The organism is Streptomyces hebeiensis (assembly GCF_052983195.1).
The window spans coordinates 5,857,659-5,872,594 of the sequence record NZ_CM129812.1; the positions used below are offsets into that span (position 1 = coordinate 5,857,659).

A 14,936-nucleotide genomic window follows, 5' to 3' on the forward strand; every position below is an offset into this window, starting at 1 on the left:
CGTGGCCGGTTCCCGACTCCTCGCGGACGGTCTCCCGGCCCACCGTGCCGCGTCGGCGGTTCACCGGCCCGTAACACGCCGGACCTCTTCGTCACTGGGGCGAAACATCGATCTGCACTGGCCGAAACGGCGTTGCGTCAGTGTCCTGAAGCACAGTCGGCCCGCATCCCCACCGCATGAGCATCCGCACGGGCCGTTCCGACCCACGAGGAGACGCTGGCCTTGAATGGCGCAGATACCGCATTCGTATTGATCAGTGCCGCGCTCGTCATGCTGATGACGCCCGGCCTGGCATTCTTCTACGGCGGCATGGTGCGGGTGAAGAGCGCCCTCAACATGCTCATGATGTCCTTGATCTCGCTCGGCATCGTCAGCGTGCTGTGGGTGCTCTACGGGTACTCGCTGGCCTTCGGCGACGACATCGGCGGCGGTCTGCTGGGCAACTTCGACCACATCGGCTTCCAGGGCATCGGCATCGACACGCTGACCGGGGGCAAGGAAGGCATCCCTGTCTTCGCCTTCGCGCTCTTCCAGCTGATGTTCGCCGTCCTGACGCCCGCGCTGATGAGCGGCGCGCTCGCCGACCGCGTCAAGTTCAGCGCCTGGGCGCTGTTCATCACGCTCTGGGTCACCGTGGTGTACTTCCCCGTCGCCCACTGGGTCTGGCAGTCCGGCGGCTGGCTCTTCAAGCTCGGTGTGATCGACTTCGCCGGCGGTACGGCGGTCCACATCAACGCCGGTGTCGGCGCCCTCGCCGCGGTCCTCGTCGTCGGCAAGCGGATCGGATTCAAGAAGGACCCGATGCGCCCGCACAGCCTGCCGCTCGTCGTGCTCGGCATGGCGCTGCTGTGGTTCGGCTGGTTCGGCTTCAACGCCGGCTCCGCGCTCGCCGCCAACGGCACCGCCGCCATCATGGCCTTCAACACGCAGATCGCCACCGGTGCCGCGATGCTCGGCTGGCTCGTCTACGAGCGGATCCGGCACGGCGCGTTCACCACGCTGGGCGCCGCCTCCGGCGCCGTCGCGGGCCTGGTCGCCATCACCCCCTCCGGCGCCTCCGTCAACCCCTTCGGGGCCCTGCTCATCGGTGTCGTCGCCGGAGCCGTCTGCTCCTGGGCCGTCAGCCTCAAGTTCAAGCTGGGCTACGACGACTCCCTCGACGTGGTCGGTGTCCACCTGGTCGGCGGTGTGATCGGCACCCTGCTCGTCGGTCTGCTCGCGGTCGACGGGGTCGGCGGGCTCTCGCAGCTCGGCAAGCAGGCCATCGGCGCCTTCGCGGTGATGGCGTACTCCTTCGTCGTCTCCTGGATCCTCGCCAAGTTCGTGGACGCCACCGTCGGCTTCCGGGCCTCCGAGGACGACGAGACCAGCGGTGTCGACATGGCCTACCACGCGGAATCCGCCTACGACTACAGCGCGGTCGGCGGCTCGCCGGCGGGCCGTAGTAGCGTCTCCGCCTCGACCCAGACCGCTACCGCCGCCCCGGCGAACAAGAAGGTGGACGCATGAAGCTCATCACCGCAGTCGTGAAGCCCCACCGCCTGGACGAGATCAAGGAGGCCCTCCAGGCCTTCGGCGTCCAGGGGCTCACGGTCACGGAGGCCAGCGGATACGGCCGCCAGCGCGGCCACACCGAGGTCTACCGGGGTGCGGAGTACACCGTCGACCTCGTGCCGAAGATCCGCATCGAGGTGCTGACCGACGACGCGGACGCCGACGAGCTCATGGAAGTCGTGGTGAAGGCCGCCCGCACCGGCAAGATCGGTGACGGGAAGGTGTGGAGCGTTCCGGTCGACGCGGCCGTCCGGGTCCGGACCGGCGAGCGCGGCCCGGACGCTCTGTGAACCAGGGCGCTCCGCACCGGCGGAGCGCCCGCCGAGAGACGGGAACGAGCGGGTGACGAGCCTCGAAGAGACCACAGGACAGACGGACTCGGGACCCAGCGGCTACGCGGCGGCCCGGCTGCGCCTCCTCCAGGAGAAGGCGCGGTCCGGGCCGCCGCGCCGTTCCGCCCTCGCCTCGCTCACGGACGACTGGTTGAACGCGCTGTTCACCGCCGCCGTCCGGCAGAGCGGGGTCCGGGGCGCGGCCCTCGTCGCCGTCGGCGGCTACGGCCGGGGAGAGCTCTCCCCGCGCAGCGACCTCGACCTGCTGCTCCTGCACGACGGCAGCGCCCGCGCGGACGCGATCGCCGCCCTCGCCGACCGCCTCTGGTACCCGGTGTGGGACCTCGGGCTCGCCCTCGACCACTCCGTCCGCACGCCCGCCGAGGCCCGCAGAACCGCCGCCGAGGACCTCAAGGCGCAGCTCGGGCTGCTGGACGCCCGCCATGTCGCCGGTGACCTGGGGCTGGTCACCGGCGTACGCGCCCAGATCCTCGCCGACTGGCGCAACACCGCGGCCAAACGCCTGCCCGCCCTGCACGAGCTGTGCCGGGAGCGCGCCGAACGCCAGGGCGAGCTGCGCTTCCTGCTGGAGCCCGACCTCAAGGAGGCCAGGGGCGGCCTGCGCGACGCCACCGCCCTGCGCGCCGTGGCCGCCTCCTGGCTCGCCGACGCGCCCCGCGCCGGACTCGCCGAGGCCCGCCGCAGGCTGCTCGACGTACGCGACGCGCTGCACCTGGTCACCGGGCGCGCCACCGACCGGCTCGCCCTCCAGGAGCAGGATCCCGTCGCAGCCGAACTCGGCCTGCTGGACGCCGACGTCCTGCTGCGCGAGGTGTACGAGGCCGCGCGCACCGTCTCGTACGCCTCCGACATCACCTGGCGCGAGGTGGGCCGGGTGCTGCGCGCCCGGTCGGTACGGCCCCGGCTGCGGGCCATGCTGGGCGGCAGGGCGGCCCCCGAGCGCCGCCCGCTCGCCGAGGGCGTCGTCGAACAGGACGGCGAGGCCGTCCTCGCCCGCGCCGCGCGGCCCGAACGCGACCCCGTGCTGCCCCTGCGGGCCGCGGCCGCCGCCGCGCAGGCCGCGCTGCCGCTCTCGCCGCACGCCGTACGGCGGCTGGCCGCCGTCGCCGCGCCCCTGCCGGTGCCCTGGCCCGCCGAGGCCCGCGACGAACTGATCACCCTGCTCGGCGCGGGCGAATCCACCGTGGCCGTCTGGGAGGCCCTGGACGCCGAGGGGATCGTCGGCCGGCTCCTGCCGGACTGGGAGCGGGTGCGCTGCCGCCCCCAGCGCAACGCCGTGCACACCTGGACCGTCGACCGCCACCTCGTCCAGACCGCTGTCCAGGCCGCCGCGCTGACCCGCCGGGTCGGTCGCCCCGACCTGTTGCTGGTCAGCGCCCTGCTGCACGACATCGGCAAGGGCTGGCCCGGGGACCACGCCGTCGCCGGGGAGGTCATCGCCCGGGACGTGGCCGCCCGGATCGGCTTCGACCGGGAGGACGCGGCCGTCGTCGCCGCGGTCGTACGCCACCACCTGCTGCTGATCGACACCGCGACCCGGCGGGACCTGGACGACCCGGCCACCGTGGACGCCGTGGCCGCCCGGGTCGGCTCGCTCGCCACCCTGGAGTTGCTGCACGCCCTCACCGAGGCCGACGCGCTCGCGACCGGCCCGGCCGCCTGGTCGGCCTGGCGCGCCTCGCTGGTGGACGACCTCGTCGCCAGGGTCGCGGCCGTCCTCACGGGCGAGGACCCCGCCGAGCCCGAGCCGGCCGAGACCAGTGCCGAACAGGAGCGGCTGGCCGTCGAGGCGCACCGCACCGGCGGCCCCGTCCTCGCGCTGCGCGCCCAGGCCGGGACGGGACGCGAGGGCGGGAGCGTGCGTGAGGGTGCGACGGCGCGCGAGGACGGGGCCGCGGGCGGGGACGGGGCCGCGCGTGGCGCCGGCGACCCGGAGCCCGTCGGCGTCGAACTGCTCATCGCCCTGCCCGACCAGCCCGGCGTCCTGCCCGCCGCGGCCGGGGTGCTGGCCCTGCACCGGCTCACCGTACGGGCGGCCGACCTGCGTGCCGTGGAACTCCCCGCCGAGCTGCGCGCCGATCCGGTCGGCGGTGCGGCCGGAGGCGCGCGAGGAGGCGAGGGCGGGGGCGAGGGCGGTCGCACGGACGTGCTGCTGCTGAGCTGGCGCGTGGCCGCCGAGTACGGCTCGCTGCCCCAGGCCGCACGGCTGCGCGCCGACCTCGTACGTGCCCTGGACGGCTCGCTGGACATCGCCGCCCGGCTCGCCGAGCGCGAGGCCGCCTACCCGCGCCGCCGGGGCGTCACGGCGCCCCCGCCCCGGGTGACCGCCGCGCCCGCCACCGCCTCGCGCCGAGCGACAGTGATCGAGGTCCGCGCCCAGGACGCCCCCGGGCTGCTGCACCGCATCGGGCGCGCACTGGAGGACGCGGCGGTACGGGTGCGCAGCGCGCACGTGTCGACGCTGGGCGCGAACGCGGTGGACACGGTGTACGTCACCCGCGAGGACGGTTCCCCGTTGCCGGAGGAGGAGGCGGCGGCCCTGGCGAAGGGGCTGGAGGAGGCGCTGGCCTGACGCGGCCGCCCCCCGCTGCGCGGGGCCGCGTGCCGGACGCCGTACAGGATCGGGGAGGGCCGGGGGCAGACCGCACCGCGCGCGGCCCGATACCCTGGGGGACGGCTCTGCCGTGCACCACGCAGGACAGCCCCTCATCCGCTCCCGACCCGAGGATCCGCGACCGCCGTGTTCGACACTCTCTCCGACCGCCTCGCAGCCACGTTCAAGAGCCTCCGGGGCAAAGGGCGCCTCAGCCCGGAGGACATCGACGCCACGGCCCGCGAGATCCGGATCGCCCTGCTCGAGGCGGACGTGGCGCTGCCCGTCGTCCGCGCCTTCATCGCCAAGGTCAAGGAGCGCGCCGCCGGCGCCGAGGTCTCCAAGGCGCTGAACCCCGCCCAGCAGGTCGTCAAGATCGTCAACGAGGAGCTCATCAGCATCCTCGGCGGCGAGACGCGGGTCCTGCGCTTCGCCAAGCAGCCCCCGACCGTGATCATGCTCGCGGGTCTCCAGGGCGCCGGTAAGACCACCCTCGCCGGCAAGCTCGGGCGCTGGCTCAAGGCGCAGGGGCACACCCCCCTGCTCGTCGCCTGTGACCTCCAGCGCCCCAACGCCGTCAACCAGCTCTCCGTCGTCGCCGAGCGCGCGGGCGTCGCGGTGTTCGCGCCGGAGCCGGGCAACGGCGTCGGCGACCCGGTCGCGGTGGCCAAGGACTCGATCGACCACGCGCGGACCAAACAGTACGACGTGGTCGTCGTGGACACGGCGGGCCGTCTCGGTATCGACCAGGAACTGATGAAGCAGGCCGCGGACATCCGCGACGCGGTCAGCCCGGACGAGATCCTGTTCGTCGTCGACGCGATGATCGGTCAGGACGCGGTCAACACGGCCGAGGCGTTCCGCGACGGCGTGGGCTTCGACGGCGTGGTGCTCTCCAAGCTGGACGGCGACGCCCGGGGCGGCGCGGCCCTGTCCGTCGCGCACGTCACCGGCAAGCAGATCATGTTCGCCTCCAACGGCGAGAAGCTGGAAGACTTCGACGCCTTCCACCCGGACCGCATGGCGTCGCGCATCCTCGACATGGGTGACCTGCTCACCCTGATCGAGCAGGCGGAGCGGACGTTCAGCCAGGCCGAGGCCGAGAAGATGGCCTCCAAGCTGGCGAGCAGCAAGGGTGGCAAGGACTTCACGCTCGATGACTTCCTGGCGCAGATGGAGCAGGTCAGGAAGATGGGCTCCATCTCCAAGCTGCTCGGCATGCTGCCCGGGATGGGGCAGATCAAGGACCAGATCAACAACATCGACGAGCGGGACGTGGACCGTACCGCCGCGATCATCAAGTCCATGACGCCGGGCGAGCGCACCGACCCGACGATCATCAACGGCTCACGCCGGGCCCGTATCGCCCGTGGTTCGGGTGTTGAGGTGAGCGCGGTGAAGAACCTGGTGGAGCGGTTCTTCGAGGCCCGGAAGATGATGTCCAAGATGGCGCAGGGCGGCGGCATGCCGGGCATGCCGGGGGTCCCGGGCATGGGCGGCGGCCCCGGTCGGCAGAAGAAGAAGCAGAAGCAGGCCAAGGGCAAGCAGCGCTCCGGAAACCCGATGAAGCGCAAGGCGGAGGAACAGGCCGCGGCGGAGCGCCGGGCGGCGGCCCAGTCGGGTCAGGACCAGCCCCAGCCGGGCGGGGCGTTCGGACTGCCCGGTGCGGGCCAGGGCAAGGACTTCGAGCTGCCCGACGAGTTCAAGAAGTTCATGGGCTGAGCCTCGCCCGGCCCAGGACGGGACCGGGCCGGACGAGCCCCGAACGTCCCGCGACCGGGCGGGGACGGGCGGCGGGTCATGGGGTGCGCGCGATCAGGTAGCGGAAGATGTTCGGCATCCAGACCGTGCCGTCGTGCCGCAGGTACGGGTGCAGCGCCTCGCCGATCTCCTTCTCCACCTGCCGTCGGTCGGTCGCCCGGACCGCCCCGTCGTACACGCCGGTCGACAGCAGCCCCCGGACCGCGCTGCCCATGTCCGCGTAGCCGAAGGGGCAGGCGACCCGCCCCGAGCCGTCCGGCCGCAGTCCGGACCGCGCGGCGATGTTCTCCAAGTCGTCGCGGCGCGCCGGTCGCCGGCCGTCCTTGCGCAGCCGGTCGGTGAGGCGGTCGGCGATCCGGAGCACGGCGTCCGTGGCACAGCGTTCCGGCGGGCCCCAGCCGGCCAGGACGACGGGGGTACCGTGCCGCGCCGCCGCTATGGCGGTGCCGAGTGCGCTGTCGAGCACGGGATCCGGCGCCGAGTCGCCGTCACCGCCGGGACCGGCCGGGTGGAAAGCCGTGATCAGGTCGTACGCCGGCCGGCCGGGCCCGGCGACGGCCTCGGCCGTCCGGTCGGCGGGGAAGAGCTCCTCGGCGGCGCGGTCCCGGTGCCCGCGTCCACGGCTGTGCGGCCCCTCCCCGTACAGCCGCTCCCGGGCCAGCGCGAGCCGTCCCCGGTCGGCGTCGACGCCGGTCACCCGTGCGCCCCTGGCCGCCGCGAGCACCAGGGCGAGCCCCGAGCCGCAGCCGAGACCGAGCAGCCGGGTCCCGGCGCGGACCTCCAGGCGCTCGTACACCGCTTCGTAGAGCGGTGCCAGCATCCGTTCCTGTATCTCGGCCCAGTCCCGGGCGCGGGCGCGCGGGTCGTCGGCGGAATCCGCCGGCGTCGGTGGCGTCTCCGAACGGTGCTGGTGGTCGGCGAGCGTACGTGTCATGGATAGCGCCCCAATCCGCCGAGAGGTTCAGATCGTGCCCTGCGTGACAGCCAGGCCCCCCTTGTGTGCGTGTGCGCACGTGTCCCCGTATGCCAGGGAACTCCCCATCCGGGTACGCGTCCAGTGGGTGGGAGAGGCCGGCGTCCGTGCTCCGGGCGTGCGCCCCGGCGTAATTGGCCGGTTCCCTGTGCCTGCCTCGGTGCCGGCGCGGTTCCCGCGGCGGCCGCACCACCGGCCGCCGCGCCGACGGAGCCTCAACACCGGTGCGTTTCAGGCCATTCGGGAGAGCTCGGGAGCGCCGGAAGGCGCCTCTTGTCCCCCTTCGGGGGACGGGGCGGTACCGGAAACGGATCACGGGCCCGGTACTGTCACCCAGGTGACCCCGCCGCGGTCATCTGGGCCCCGACCGGGGACCTGACGGGCCGCCCGGCGCCTTGGCGGGGCCGCGGCCCGTACCCGTGGGGCCGTCACCGCGCCACTCCGGAGGCGATACCGGACCACCGCCGGACGTGGTCGGCCGCCGCCGGTTTCGAGGGCCCGTTCCCGGGGTCCAGGGGTCCGAGGCCGAGACCCGGACCCCCGAGACGCGGGCTCCATGGAGCCACCGTCCACAGACCGGGCCGCGCGGTGCCGTCGGTCCCCCGCGTCCGACGTGACCGGCCCGACCGGCCCGTACGTAGATCGTCTACGCGGCGGTGTGTACGTGCTGCTACGTACGGCATTGAGGTGAGCTGCGAGGCTCCTCCATACATCGACGCACCCGCCCTCGTCAGGACGCATCAACGGCAACTGACGGGTACGTGCAAATTATTTGTGATGCCCCGTAATGGAACCCGGGAGGCTTCCGGCTCGTTGTTCACGACGTGAGCACGACACCACCTGTCCTCGCCGCGGAGCTGGCGCAGGCGTGGGCCGACATTCAGCGGTCCCACCCCGAGCTGCCGGATCTCGCCGCGCCAGAGTCCCTGATCGGAGAGTCCTCGTCCGCCTGTGGCGCGGAGCTCTCCTTCGAACGACTGCTTCACGAAGCGGTCCATGGCATCGCCGCCGCCCGGGGTGTCCGCGACACCTCGCGCGCCGGCCGCTATCACAACCGCAGATTCCTCGCGATCGCCGAGGAGATGGGGCTGGACCACCCCGAGGAGCCGCATCCCAGCAGCGGCTTCTCGCTGGTCTCGCTCAGTCCCGAGGCGAAGCGGCGCTACCGCCCCACCATCGAACGCCTTCAGCGCGCGCTGAAGGCGCACACGGTCGCGACGGCCGCCGACACCAAGCGCAGCTTCCGCGGTCCGGCCGCCCGGCACGGCTCGTCCGGCGGCGGGGTGCGCGTCAAGGCGGTCTGCGACTGCGGGCGGAACGTGCGGGTCGTCCCCTCGGTCCTCGCCCAGGCGCCGATCGTCTGCGGCGGCTGCGGCAAACCGTTCCGCATCCCCGACGTGGTGGCCGCCGCGAGCTGACCGCGTGCCCGACGGCGATGGGTGCGGCCGGGGGCCGTCACCGGCCGTGCCGCCGCACCGCCGTCCCGCGCGGCCGTCCACACCGTCCACACCGCCCGAGCCGTTCTCGCGACCGCGACCGCCACCTCCTCGTGGCCGCCGTCACCGCACGCCCGCGCGGCCGAGCCGTACCCCCTGTGGTGCACGGAGCCCCGGGGAGGACCGGCCGCGGGGGTGTGGCACAATGGCCAGCTGTACTCGACAGTCGCACAGGACCCCTCTCTCCTTCGGCTGACGCGTCCATCGGGCGGGTCGGGTACCGCAACCCCACGCGGCACATCGCCTCGCTCAACCACGTCAAGACCAGGAGACACCACTCCAGTGGCAGTCAAGATCAAGCTGAAGCGTCTGGGCAAGATCCGTTCGCCTCACTACCGCATCATCGTCGCCGACTCCCGTACCCGCCGTGACGGCCGGGCCATCGAGGAGATCGGCCTGTACCACCCGGTGCAGAACCCCTCGCGCATCGAGGTCGACTCGGAGCGCGCGCGTTACTGGCTGTCCGTCGGCGCCCAGCCGACCGAGCCGGTTCTCGCGATCCTCAAGCTCACCGGCGACTGGCAGGCGCACAAGGGCCTGCCGGCCCCCGAGCCGCTGCTCCAGCCGGAGCCGAAGGCCGACAAGCGCGCCCTCTTCGAGGCCGCGCTCAGCGACTCCGGTGACGAGCCCAAGGGCGAGGCCATCACGCAGAAGGCGAAGAAGTCCGACAAGAAGGCTGACGAAGCCGGGACCGAGTCCTCGGCCGCCGACGAGTCGACCGGAGCCTGAGCATGCTCGAGGAGGCTCTTGAGCACCTCGTGAAGGGCATCGTCGACAATCCGGACGATGTACGGGTCGCCTCGCGCAATCTGCGCCGTGGCCGTGTGCTGGAGGTCCGGGTGCACCCCGACGACCTCGGCAAGGTGATCGGCCGCAACGGCCGCACCGCGCGTGCGCTGCGTACGGTCGTGGGCGCCATCGGCGGCCGGGGCATCCGCGTCGACCTCGTCGACGTGGACCAGGTCCGCTGACACAGCAGAACACCGGCACGGGCCGGGGAGGGCGCCGCCTTCCCCGGCCCGTTCCGCATTGTCCGTGCGGCGGACCGTCGGCACGGACAATTCCGGAGGGACGGAGCAGGCGGAGCCCTGCGGGAGGAAGAGGTGTGCGTCAGTGCAGTTGGTGGTCGCGCGGATCGGCCGCGCCCATGGCATCAGGGGTGAGGTCACCGTGGAGGTGCGCACGGACGAGCCCGAGCTTCGGCTCGGACCCGGCGCGGTCCTCGCCACGGACCCGGCCTCGGCCGGACCGCTCACGATCGAGACCGGCCGGGTGCACAGCGGACGGCTGCTGCTGCGCTTCGAGGGCGTGCGGACTCGCTCCGGCGCCGAGTCGCTGCGCAACGTCCTGCTCATCGCCGAGGTCGACCCGGAGGAACTTCCCGAGGACCCGGAGGAGTTCTACGACCACCAGCTGATGGACCTCGACGTCGTCCTGGCCGACGGCACGGAGGTCGGCCGGATCACCGAGATCTCGCACCTGCCCTCCCAGGACCTGTTCATCGTGGAACGGCCGGACGGCAGCGAGGTGATGATCCCCTTCGTGGAGGAGATCGTGACCGAGATCGACCTGGCGGAACAGCGGGCCGTGATCACTCCGCCGCCGGGCCTGATCGACGACCGGGCCGAGGTGGCGTCCGCCCGCGAGGGCGCCGCGGGCACGGATCCCGCGGCCGCCGGAGAGGCCGGGGCCGGGGCCGACGGCGGCCCGGACCACGCGTCTGCCGCCGACGAACCGGCCGCCGGTGAATCGCCCGTCGGCGAGGACCCGGAACCGGCCGTCGGCGAAGACCCGGAATCGACGGGCGGCGCGGCCGGTGGCGCCGGCCGCGGGGACGGGGCGGCGCGCTGATGCGGCTCGACGTCGTCACGATCTTCCCCGAGTACCTGGACCCGCTGAACGTCTCGCTCGTCGGCAAGGCCCGCGCCCGCGGCCGGCTCGACGTCCACGTGCACGACCTGCGGCGGTGGACGTACGACCGGCACCACACCGTGGACGACACCCCCTACGGCGGCGGCCCCGGCATGGTCATGAAGACCGAGCCCTGGGGCGAGGCCCTGGACGAGGTACTGGCGAGCGGCTACGAGGCGGGCGCGCACGGGCCGGTCCTGGTCGTCCCCACGCCCAGCGGGCGTCCCTTCACCCAGGAACTGGCCGTCGAACTCTCCGGGCGGCCCTGGCTGGTCTTCACCCCCGCGCGGTACGAGGGCATCGACCGCCGGGTCGTGGACGAGTACGCGACCCGGATACCGGTGATCGAGGTGTCCATCGGCGACTACGTGCTCGCCGGCGGCGAGGCGGCGGTCCTGGTGATCACGGAGGCGGTGGCCCGGCTGCTGCCCGGCGTCCTCGGCAACGCCGAGTCGCACCGGGACGACTCCTTCGCGCCCGGCGCGATGGCCGATCTGCTGGAAGGGCCCGTCTACACCAAGCCCCCCGAGTGGCGCGGCCGGGGGATCCCGGACGTCCTGCTCAGCGGGCACCACGGCAGAATCGCGCGCTGGCGCAGGGACGAGGCGTTCCGCAGGACGGCCCGTAACCGGCCCGACCTGATCGAGCGCTGCGACCCCGCCGCCTTCGACAAGAAGGACCGCGAGATCCTCTCGATCCTGGGCTGGGCGCCCGAGCCGGGTGGCCGATTTTGGCGCAGGCCGGACAGCGTGGAAGAATGAGCCGCTGCCGTACGTCCGGTGGGCGCCCCTGCCACAGGGGGAAAGACGCCGCCCGATGTGAACGGCACCACCCGGAACCTCATCGACATCCGCTGATGACCTGTGGCATCAGCGAGGAAGCAGACCCCTCATGTCCAGCCTGCTCGACTCCGTCGACGCGACGTCGCTGCGCAGCGACCTCCCCGCCTTCCGCCCCGGTGACACCGTGAACGTCCACGTACGGGTCATCGAGGGCAACCGCTCCCGTATCCAGCAGTTCAAGGGCGTGGTCATCCGCCGCCAGGGCTCGGGCGTGCGCGAGACCTTCACGGTGCGCAAGGTCTCCTTCTCCGTCGGCGTCGAGCGGACCTTCCCGGTGCACAGCCCGATCTTCGAGAAGATCGAGCTGGTCAGCCGTGGCGACGTCCGCCGCGCGAAGCTGTACTACCTGCGTGAGCTGCGCGGCAAGGCCGCGAAGATCAAGGAGAAGCGCGACTAGTGCCCCTCCCGGCAACGTTTGCCCCGTCGCGACGCCCGGCACGCGCGCTCGCCGCGTTGGCCAAAAGCCCAGGTAGCTCCGCTACATGGACTTCTGACCGCCTTGCGATCACACGCACCGGACGCCGCTCCTTGACGGGCAAACCTTGCCGGTCGCGGCACCAGTGGTCGCGCGGGCGGCCGTGACGCCGCCCACCGGGACCGTCCAACGGGCCCGGGTCCACAGGAGCGCCGGATAAGCTCTGGCTCCGATGGACACCCAAGCACAGCAGACGGAGCGCGGCCGCCCGTCCGAATCCCCCGCCGGATCGGACGAGCGGCCGCGCTCCGCGCGTCTGTCCGGCCTCCTGGACACCGTCCGGCTCTCCTGGTACCGGGTGGGGCTCCTGAGCGCGGTCTGCGCGGCCTTCGTCCTGCTGGTGAGCACCTTCCTCGTGCAGCCCTTCCTGATCCCCAGTGGCTCGATGGAACCCACGCTTCAGGTCGGAGACCGGGTACTCGTCAACAAGTTGGCGTACCGTTTCGGTGGCGCGCCCGAGCGCGGTGACGTGATCGTCTTTGACGGCACCGGATCCTTCGTCCAGGAGCCGCCGCGGGAGAACCCCGTCACCGGCCTGCTGTACGGGGCGGCCGCGGCCCTTGGCCTCGTCGAGCCCGCCGAGACCGACTTCGTCAAGCGCGTGGTCGGTGTGGGGGGTGATCGTGTGGTCTGTTGCGACGGAGGGGGCAGGGTCGAAGTGAACGGCCGGGCGGTGAGCGAGCCGTATCTGCGTCCGGGGGACGCGCCGTCACGCGTCCCCTTCGACATCGTCGTGCCCCAGGGCAGCCTGTGGGTGATGGGCGACCACCGCGCCGCCTCGCGGGACTCCCGGGACCACCTCGGTGATCCCGGCGGCGGCATGGTCCCCGTCGGCAAGGTCGTCGGACGGGTGGACTGGATCGGCTGGCCGCCGGCGCGCTGGACCACGGTGCGGCAACCGGACGCCTTCCGGGACGTGCGGAGCCCGGGAGGCGCCCATGGGTAAGCGAGGCCGGCCGGCCGCCCACGGCGGCGACACCAGACTGCCCACCGGCACCCGGCCCACCACGGGCCGGGTCCTGCCGGGCCGGGCCGAGCGGCGCAAGCTCGCGCGCCGGGTCAAGCGGCGGCGGCGCCGCAACGCGGCGAAGGAGATCCCGCTGCTCATCACCGTGGCGGTGCTGATCGCGCTGGTCCTCAAGACCTTCCTGGTCCAGGCGTTCGTGATCCCGTCGGGTTCGATGGAGCAGACGATCCGGATCAGCGACCGGGTCCTGGTGGACAAGCTCACCCCCTGGTTCGGCTCGCAGCCGCAACGCGGTGACGTGGTGGTCTTCAAGGACCCCGGGGGCTGGCTGGCGGACGAGCGGCCCGTGCCGGACGACTCGTCGTTCATCGTCCGCCAGATCAAGACCGGACTGACGAACATCGGTCTGCTGCCGTCCGAGGACGAGCAGGACCTGATCAAGAGGGTCGTCGCCGTCGGGGGCGACACGGTCAAGTGCTGTGACGCCCAGGGCAAAGTCTCCGTCAACGGCATGCCCGTGAACGAGCCGTATCTGCACCCCGGCAACGCGCCGTCGACGATCACCTTCGAGGTCAAGGTGCCCGCCGGACGGTTGTTCGTCATGGGGGACCACCGGGAGAACTCGGCCGACTCCCGCTTCCACCTCAGGGAGGCTGACCAGGGCACGGTCTCCCAGGAGGGCGTCGTGGGCCGCGCCGTCGTGATCGCGTGGCCCTTCGACCACTGGACCACGCTGGAACAGAGGGGTGCGTACGCGTCGATCCCCGACGCGCCCGGCGTGCCCGCCGCACCGGCGACGGCGCGTGCACCGTCGCATAGTGTGTCCTCCCAGGATCAGGACTCGGTGCCCGCTCGGGACCGGGATCCGGATGGATTGATCCAGCTCCCGACCCCTGCGGAACTCCCGCTCGTTATGGGAGTGGTGGGCCTGTCCCGGCTCCGGGGCAGGCGGACACACGGAGTAATCGCACGAGTGAGGAGTGGCTGTGGGGGACGTGGCGGTCGGCGCACGATCCGGACACGATGATCCCGAGGAGGGACGCGAGCAGCTCGCCGAGTCGCCCCAGAACATGAGGGACGGTCGGCGGAGCGCCGGGAACACGGGCCCCGGCGGCGGGCCGGTGCCCGGGGACTCCGGCGGCGGACCGGGGCACCCCGAGGGGCCCGGACCCGGCGCGGACGGTGGATCCGACGCGGAGAAGGGGGCGAAGCCGCCGCGTTCCTTCTGGAAGGAGCTGCCGCTCCTGATCGGGATCGCGCTGGTGCTCGCCTTCCTGATCAAGGCGTTCCTCGTCCAGGCGTTCTCGATTCCCTCGGACTCCATGCAGGACACCCTGCAGCGGGGCGACCGGGTGCTGGTGGACAAGCTCACCCCCTGGTTCGGGGCCGAGCCCCAGCGCGGCGAGGTCGTGGTCTTCAGGGACCCGGGCGGCTGGCTGGAAGGCACCCCGACGCCCGAGCCGAACCTGCTCCAGACGGTCCTCAGCAACATCGGGCTGATGCCCTCGGCCGAGGACAAGGACCTGATCAAGCGGGTCATCGCGGTGGGCGGCGACACGGTGGAGTGCAAGAAGGGCGGAAAGGTCGAGGTCAACGGGCACGCGTTGAACGAGACGGACTACATCTACCCCGGGAACACCCCGTGTGACGACGAGCCCTTCGGACCGATCACCGTCCCCACGGGCAACCTCTGGGTGATGGGCGACCACCGGCAGAACTCGCTGGACTCGCGCTACCACCAGGAGCTGCCCGGCCACGGAACGTTCCCCGCGGACCAGGTGGTGGGCCGGGCGATCGTGGTGGCGTGGCCGGTCAACCGCTGGGCCACGCTCCCGGTACCGGACACCTTCGACCAGCCGGGCCTGAACACCGCGGCCTCGGCGGCGGTGGGAGCGGCCCCGGGTGCGCTCGGACTCGCCGGTGCGGTGCCCGTCGTACTGTGGCGCAGGAAGAGGCTGACCCGCGCGCGTACCGCCCGGTAGGGTGCGGTCCCGGATCGTCGGCCTCCGAC

The 14,936-nt window shown here is 72.5% G+C and carries 14 protein-coding genes; 13 read left to right on the forward strand and 1 reads right to left on the reverse strand.

What is annotated here, in order from left to right; genetic code table 11:
- Positions 1-222 precede the first annotated feature (222 nt).
- The 4 genes from ACU6P3_RS25165 to ffh all read left to right on the forward strand — a co-directional run bounded on the left by ACU6P3_RS25165 (position 223) and on the right by ffh (position 6,222).
- Positions 223-1,509 carry an ammonium transporter gene (locus tag ACU6P3_RS25165; protein ID WP_447194226.1) on the forward strand — a complete coding sequence of 429 codons (1,287 nt, stop codon included), beginning with the start codon at positions 223-225 and terminating at the stop codon, positions 1,507-1,509.
- Entirely contained in the window at positions 1,506-1,844 is a 339-nt protein-coding gene (locus tag ACU6P3_RS25170) for a P-II family nitrogen regulator (protein ID WP_030753563.1), read from the forward strand. The genes ACU6P3_RS25165 and ACU6P3_RS25170 overlap by 4 nt, the downstream gene beginning before the upstream one ends.
- A 52-nt stretch (positions 1,845-1,896) precedes the next feature.
- Complete coding sequence (locus ACU6P3_RS25175; protein ID WP_447194227.1) at positions 1,897-4,479, forward strand: [protein-PII] uridylyltransferase; 2,583 nt, start codon at positions 1,897-1,899, stop codon at positions 4,477-4,479.
- Between the two features lie 168 nt (positions 4,480-4,647).
- Positions 4,648-6,222, forward strand: coding sequence for a signal recognition particle protein (gene ffh / locus ACU6P3_RS25180; RefSeq protein WP_447194228.1), 1,575 nt, complete (start codon positions 4,648-4,650; stop codon positions 6,220-6,222).
- 76 nt (positions 6,223-6,298) lie between these two features.
- On the opposite strand, the gene ACU6P3_RS25185 is transcribed toward ffh, so the two are convergent.
- Positions 6,299-7,195: a methyltransferase domain-containing protein gene (locus ACU6P3_RS25185; protein WP_447194229.1), complete on the reverse strand. Its 897-nt coding sequence runs from the start codon at positions 7,193-7,195 to the stop codon at positions 6,299-6,301.
- Between the two features lie 863 nt (positions 7,196-8,058).
- Between ACU6P3_RS25185 and ACU6P3_RS25190 the strand changes: the two genes are divergently transcribed.
- The 9 genes from ACU6P3_RS25190 (at position 8,059) to lepB (ACU6P3_RS25230) (ending at position 14,907) form a co-directional block, all read left to right on the forward strand.
- Positions 8,059-8,652, forward strand: coding sequence for a hypothetical protein (locus ACU6P3_RS25190; RefSeq protein ID WP_030753574.1), 594 nt, complete (start codon positions 8,059-8,061; stop codon positions 8,650-8,652).
- Between the two features lie 360 nt (positions 8,653-9,012).
- Positions 9,013-9,459 (forward strand): 30S ribosomal protein S16, encoded by a 447-nt coding sequence (gene rpsP / locus ACU6P3_RS25195; RefSeq protein ID WP_030753577.1) that lies wholly within the window; start codon positions 9,013-9,015, stop codon positions 9,457-9,459.
- 2 nt (positions 9,460-9,461) lie between these two features.
- Positions 9,462-9,701 (forward strand): RNA-binding protein, encoded by a 240-nt coding sequence (locus ACU6P3_RS25200; protein WP_030753580.1) that lies wholly within the window; start codon positions 9,462-9,464, stop codon positions 9,699-9,701.
- A 142-nt stretch (positions 9,702-9,843) separates the two neighbouring features.
- Positions 9,844-10,581, forward strand: a complete 738-nt coding sequence (gene rimM, locus ACU6P3_RS25205) for a ribosome maturation factor RimM (RefSeq protein WP_447194230.1) — start codon at positions 9,844-9,846, stop codon at positions 10,579-10,581.
- Positions 10,581-11,402 (forward strand): tRNA (guanosine(37)-N1)-methyltransferase TrmD, encoded by an 822-nt coding sequence (gene trmD, locus ACU6P3_RS25210; protein WP_030753586.1) that lies wholly within the window; start codon positions 10,581-10,583, stop codon positions 11,400-11,402. Before rimM ends, trmD begins: the two co-directional genes overlap by 1 nt.
- Positions 11,403-11,532: 130 nt before the next feature.
- Positions 11,533-11,880 (forward strand): 50S ribosomal protein L19, encoded by a 348-nt coding sequence (rplS, locus tag ACU6P3_RS25215; protein WP_030753589.1) that lies wholly within the window; start codon positions 11,533-11,535, stop codon positions 11,878-11,880.
- Between the two features lie 250 nt (positions 11,881-12,130).
- On the forward strand, positions 12,131-12,904 hold the full coding sequence (gene lepB, locus ACU6P3_RS25220) for a signal peptidase I (protein WP_447194231.1): 774 nt from the start codon (positions 12,131-12,133) through the stop codon (positions 12,902-12,904).
- Positions 12,897-13,952, forward strand: a complete 1,056-nt coding sequence (lepB, locus tag ACU6P3_RS25225; RefSeq protein WP_030753593.1) for a signal peptidase I — start codon at positions 12,897-12,899, stop codon at positions 13,950-13,952. Before lepB (ACU6P3_RS25220) ends, lepB (ACU6P3_RS25225) begins: the two co-directional genes overlap by 8 nt.
- Complete coding sequence (gene lepB, locus ACU6P3_RS25230; RefSeq protein ID WP_447198065.1) at positions 13,921-14,907, forward strand: signal peptidase I; 987 nt, start codon at positions 13,921-13,923, stop codon at positions 14,905-14,907. Before lepB (ACU6P3_RS25225) ends, lepB (ACU6P3_RS25230) begins: the two co-directional genes overlap by 32 nt.
- Positions 14,908-14,936: the final 29 nt, after the last annotated feature.

What these genes read in the sequence shown, in the direction of transcription:
- lepB (WP_030753593.1), top strand. Translation starts at nt 12,897, where the DNA reads ATGGGTAAGCGAGGCCGGCCGGCCGCCCACGGCGGCGACACCAGACTG.
- ACU6P3_RS25170 (WP_030753563.1), top strand. Translation starts at nt 1,506, where the DNA reads ATGAAGCTCATCACCGCAGTCGTGAAGCCCCACCGCCTGGACGAGATC.
- rplS (WP_030753589.1), top strand. Translation starts at nt 11,533, where the DNA reads ATGTCCAGCCTGCTCGACTCCGTCGACGCGACGTCGCTGCGCAGCGAC.
- ACU6P3_RS25185 (WP_447194229.1), bottom strand. Translation starts at nt 7,195, where the DNA reads ATGACACGTACGCTCGCCGACCACCAGCACCGTTCGGAGACGCCACCG.
- ACU6P3_RS25200 (WP_030753580.1), top strand. Translation starts at nt 9,462, where the DNA reads ATGCTCGAGGAGGCTCTTGAGCACCTCGTGAAGGGCATCGTCGACAAT.
- trmD (WP_030753586.1), top strand. Translation starts at nt 10,581, where the DNA reads ATGCGGCTCGACGTCGTCACGATCTTCCCCGAGTACCTGGACCCGCTG.
- lepB (WP_447194231.1), top strand. Translation starts at nt 12,131, where the DNA reads ATGGACACCCAAGCACAGCAGACGGAGCGCGGCCGCCCGTCCGAATCC.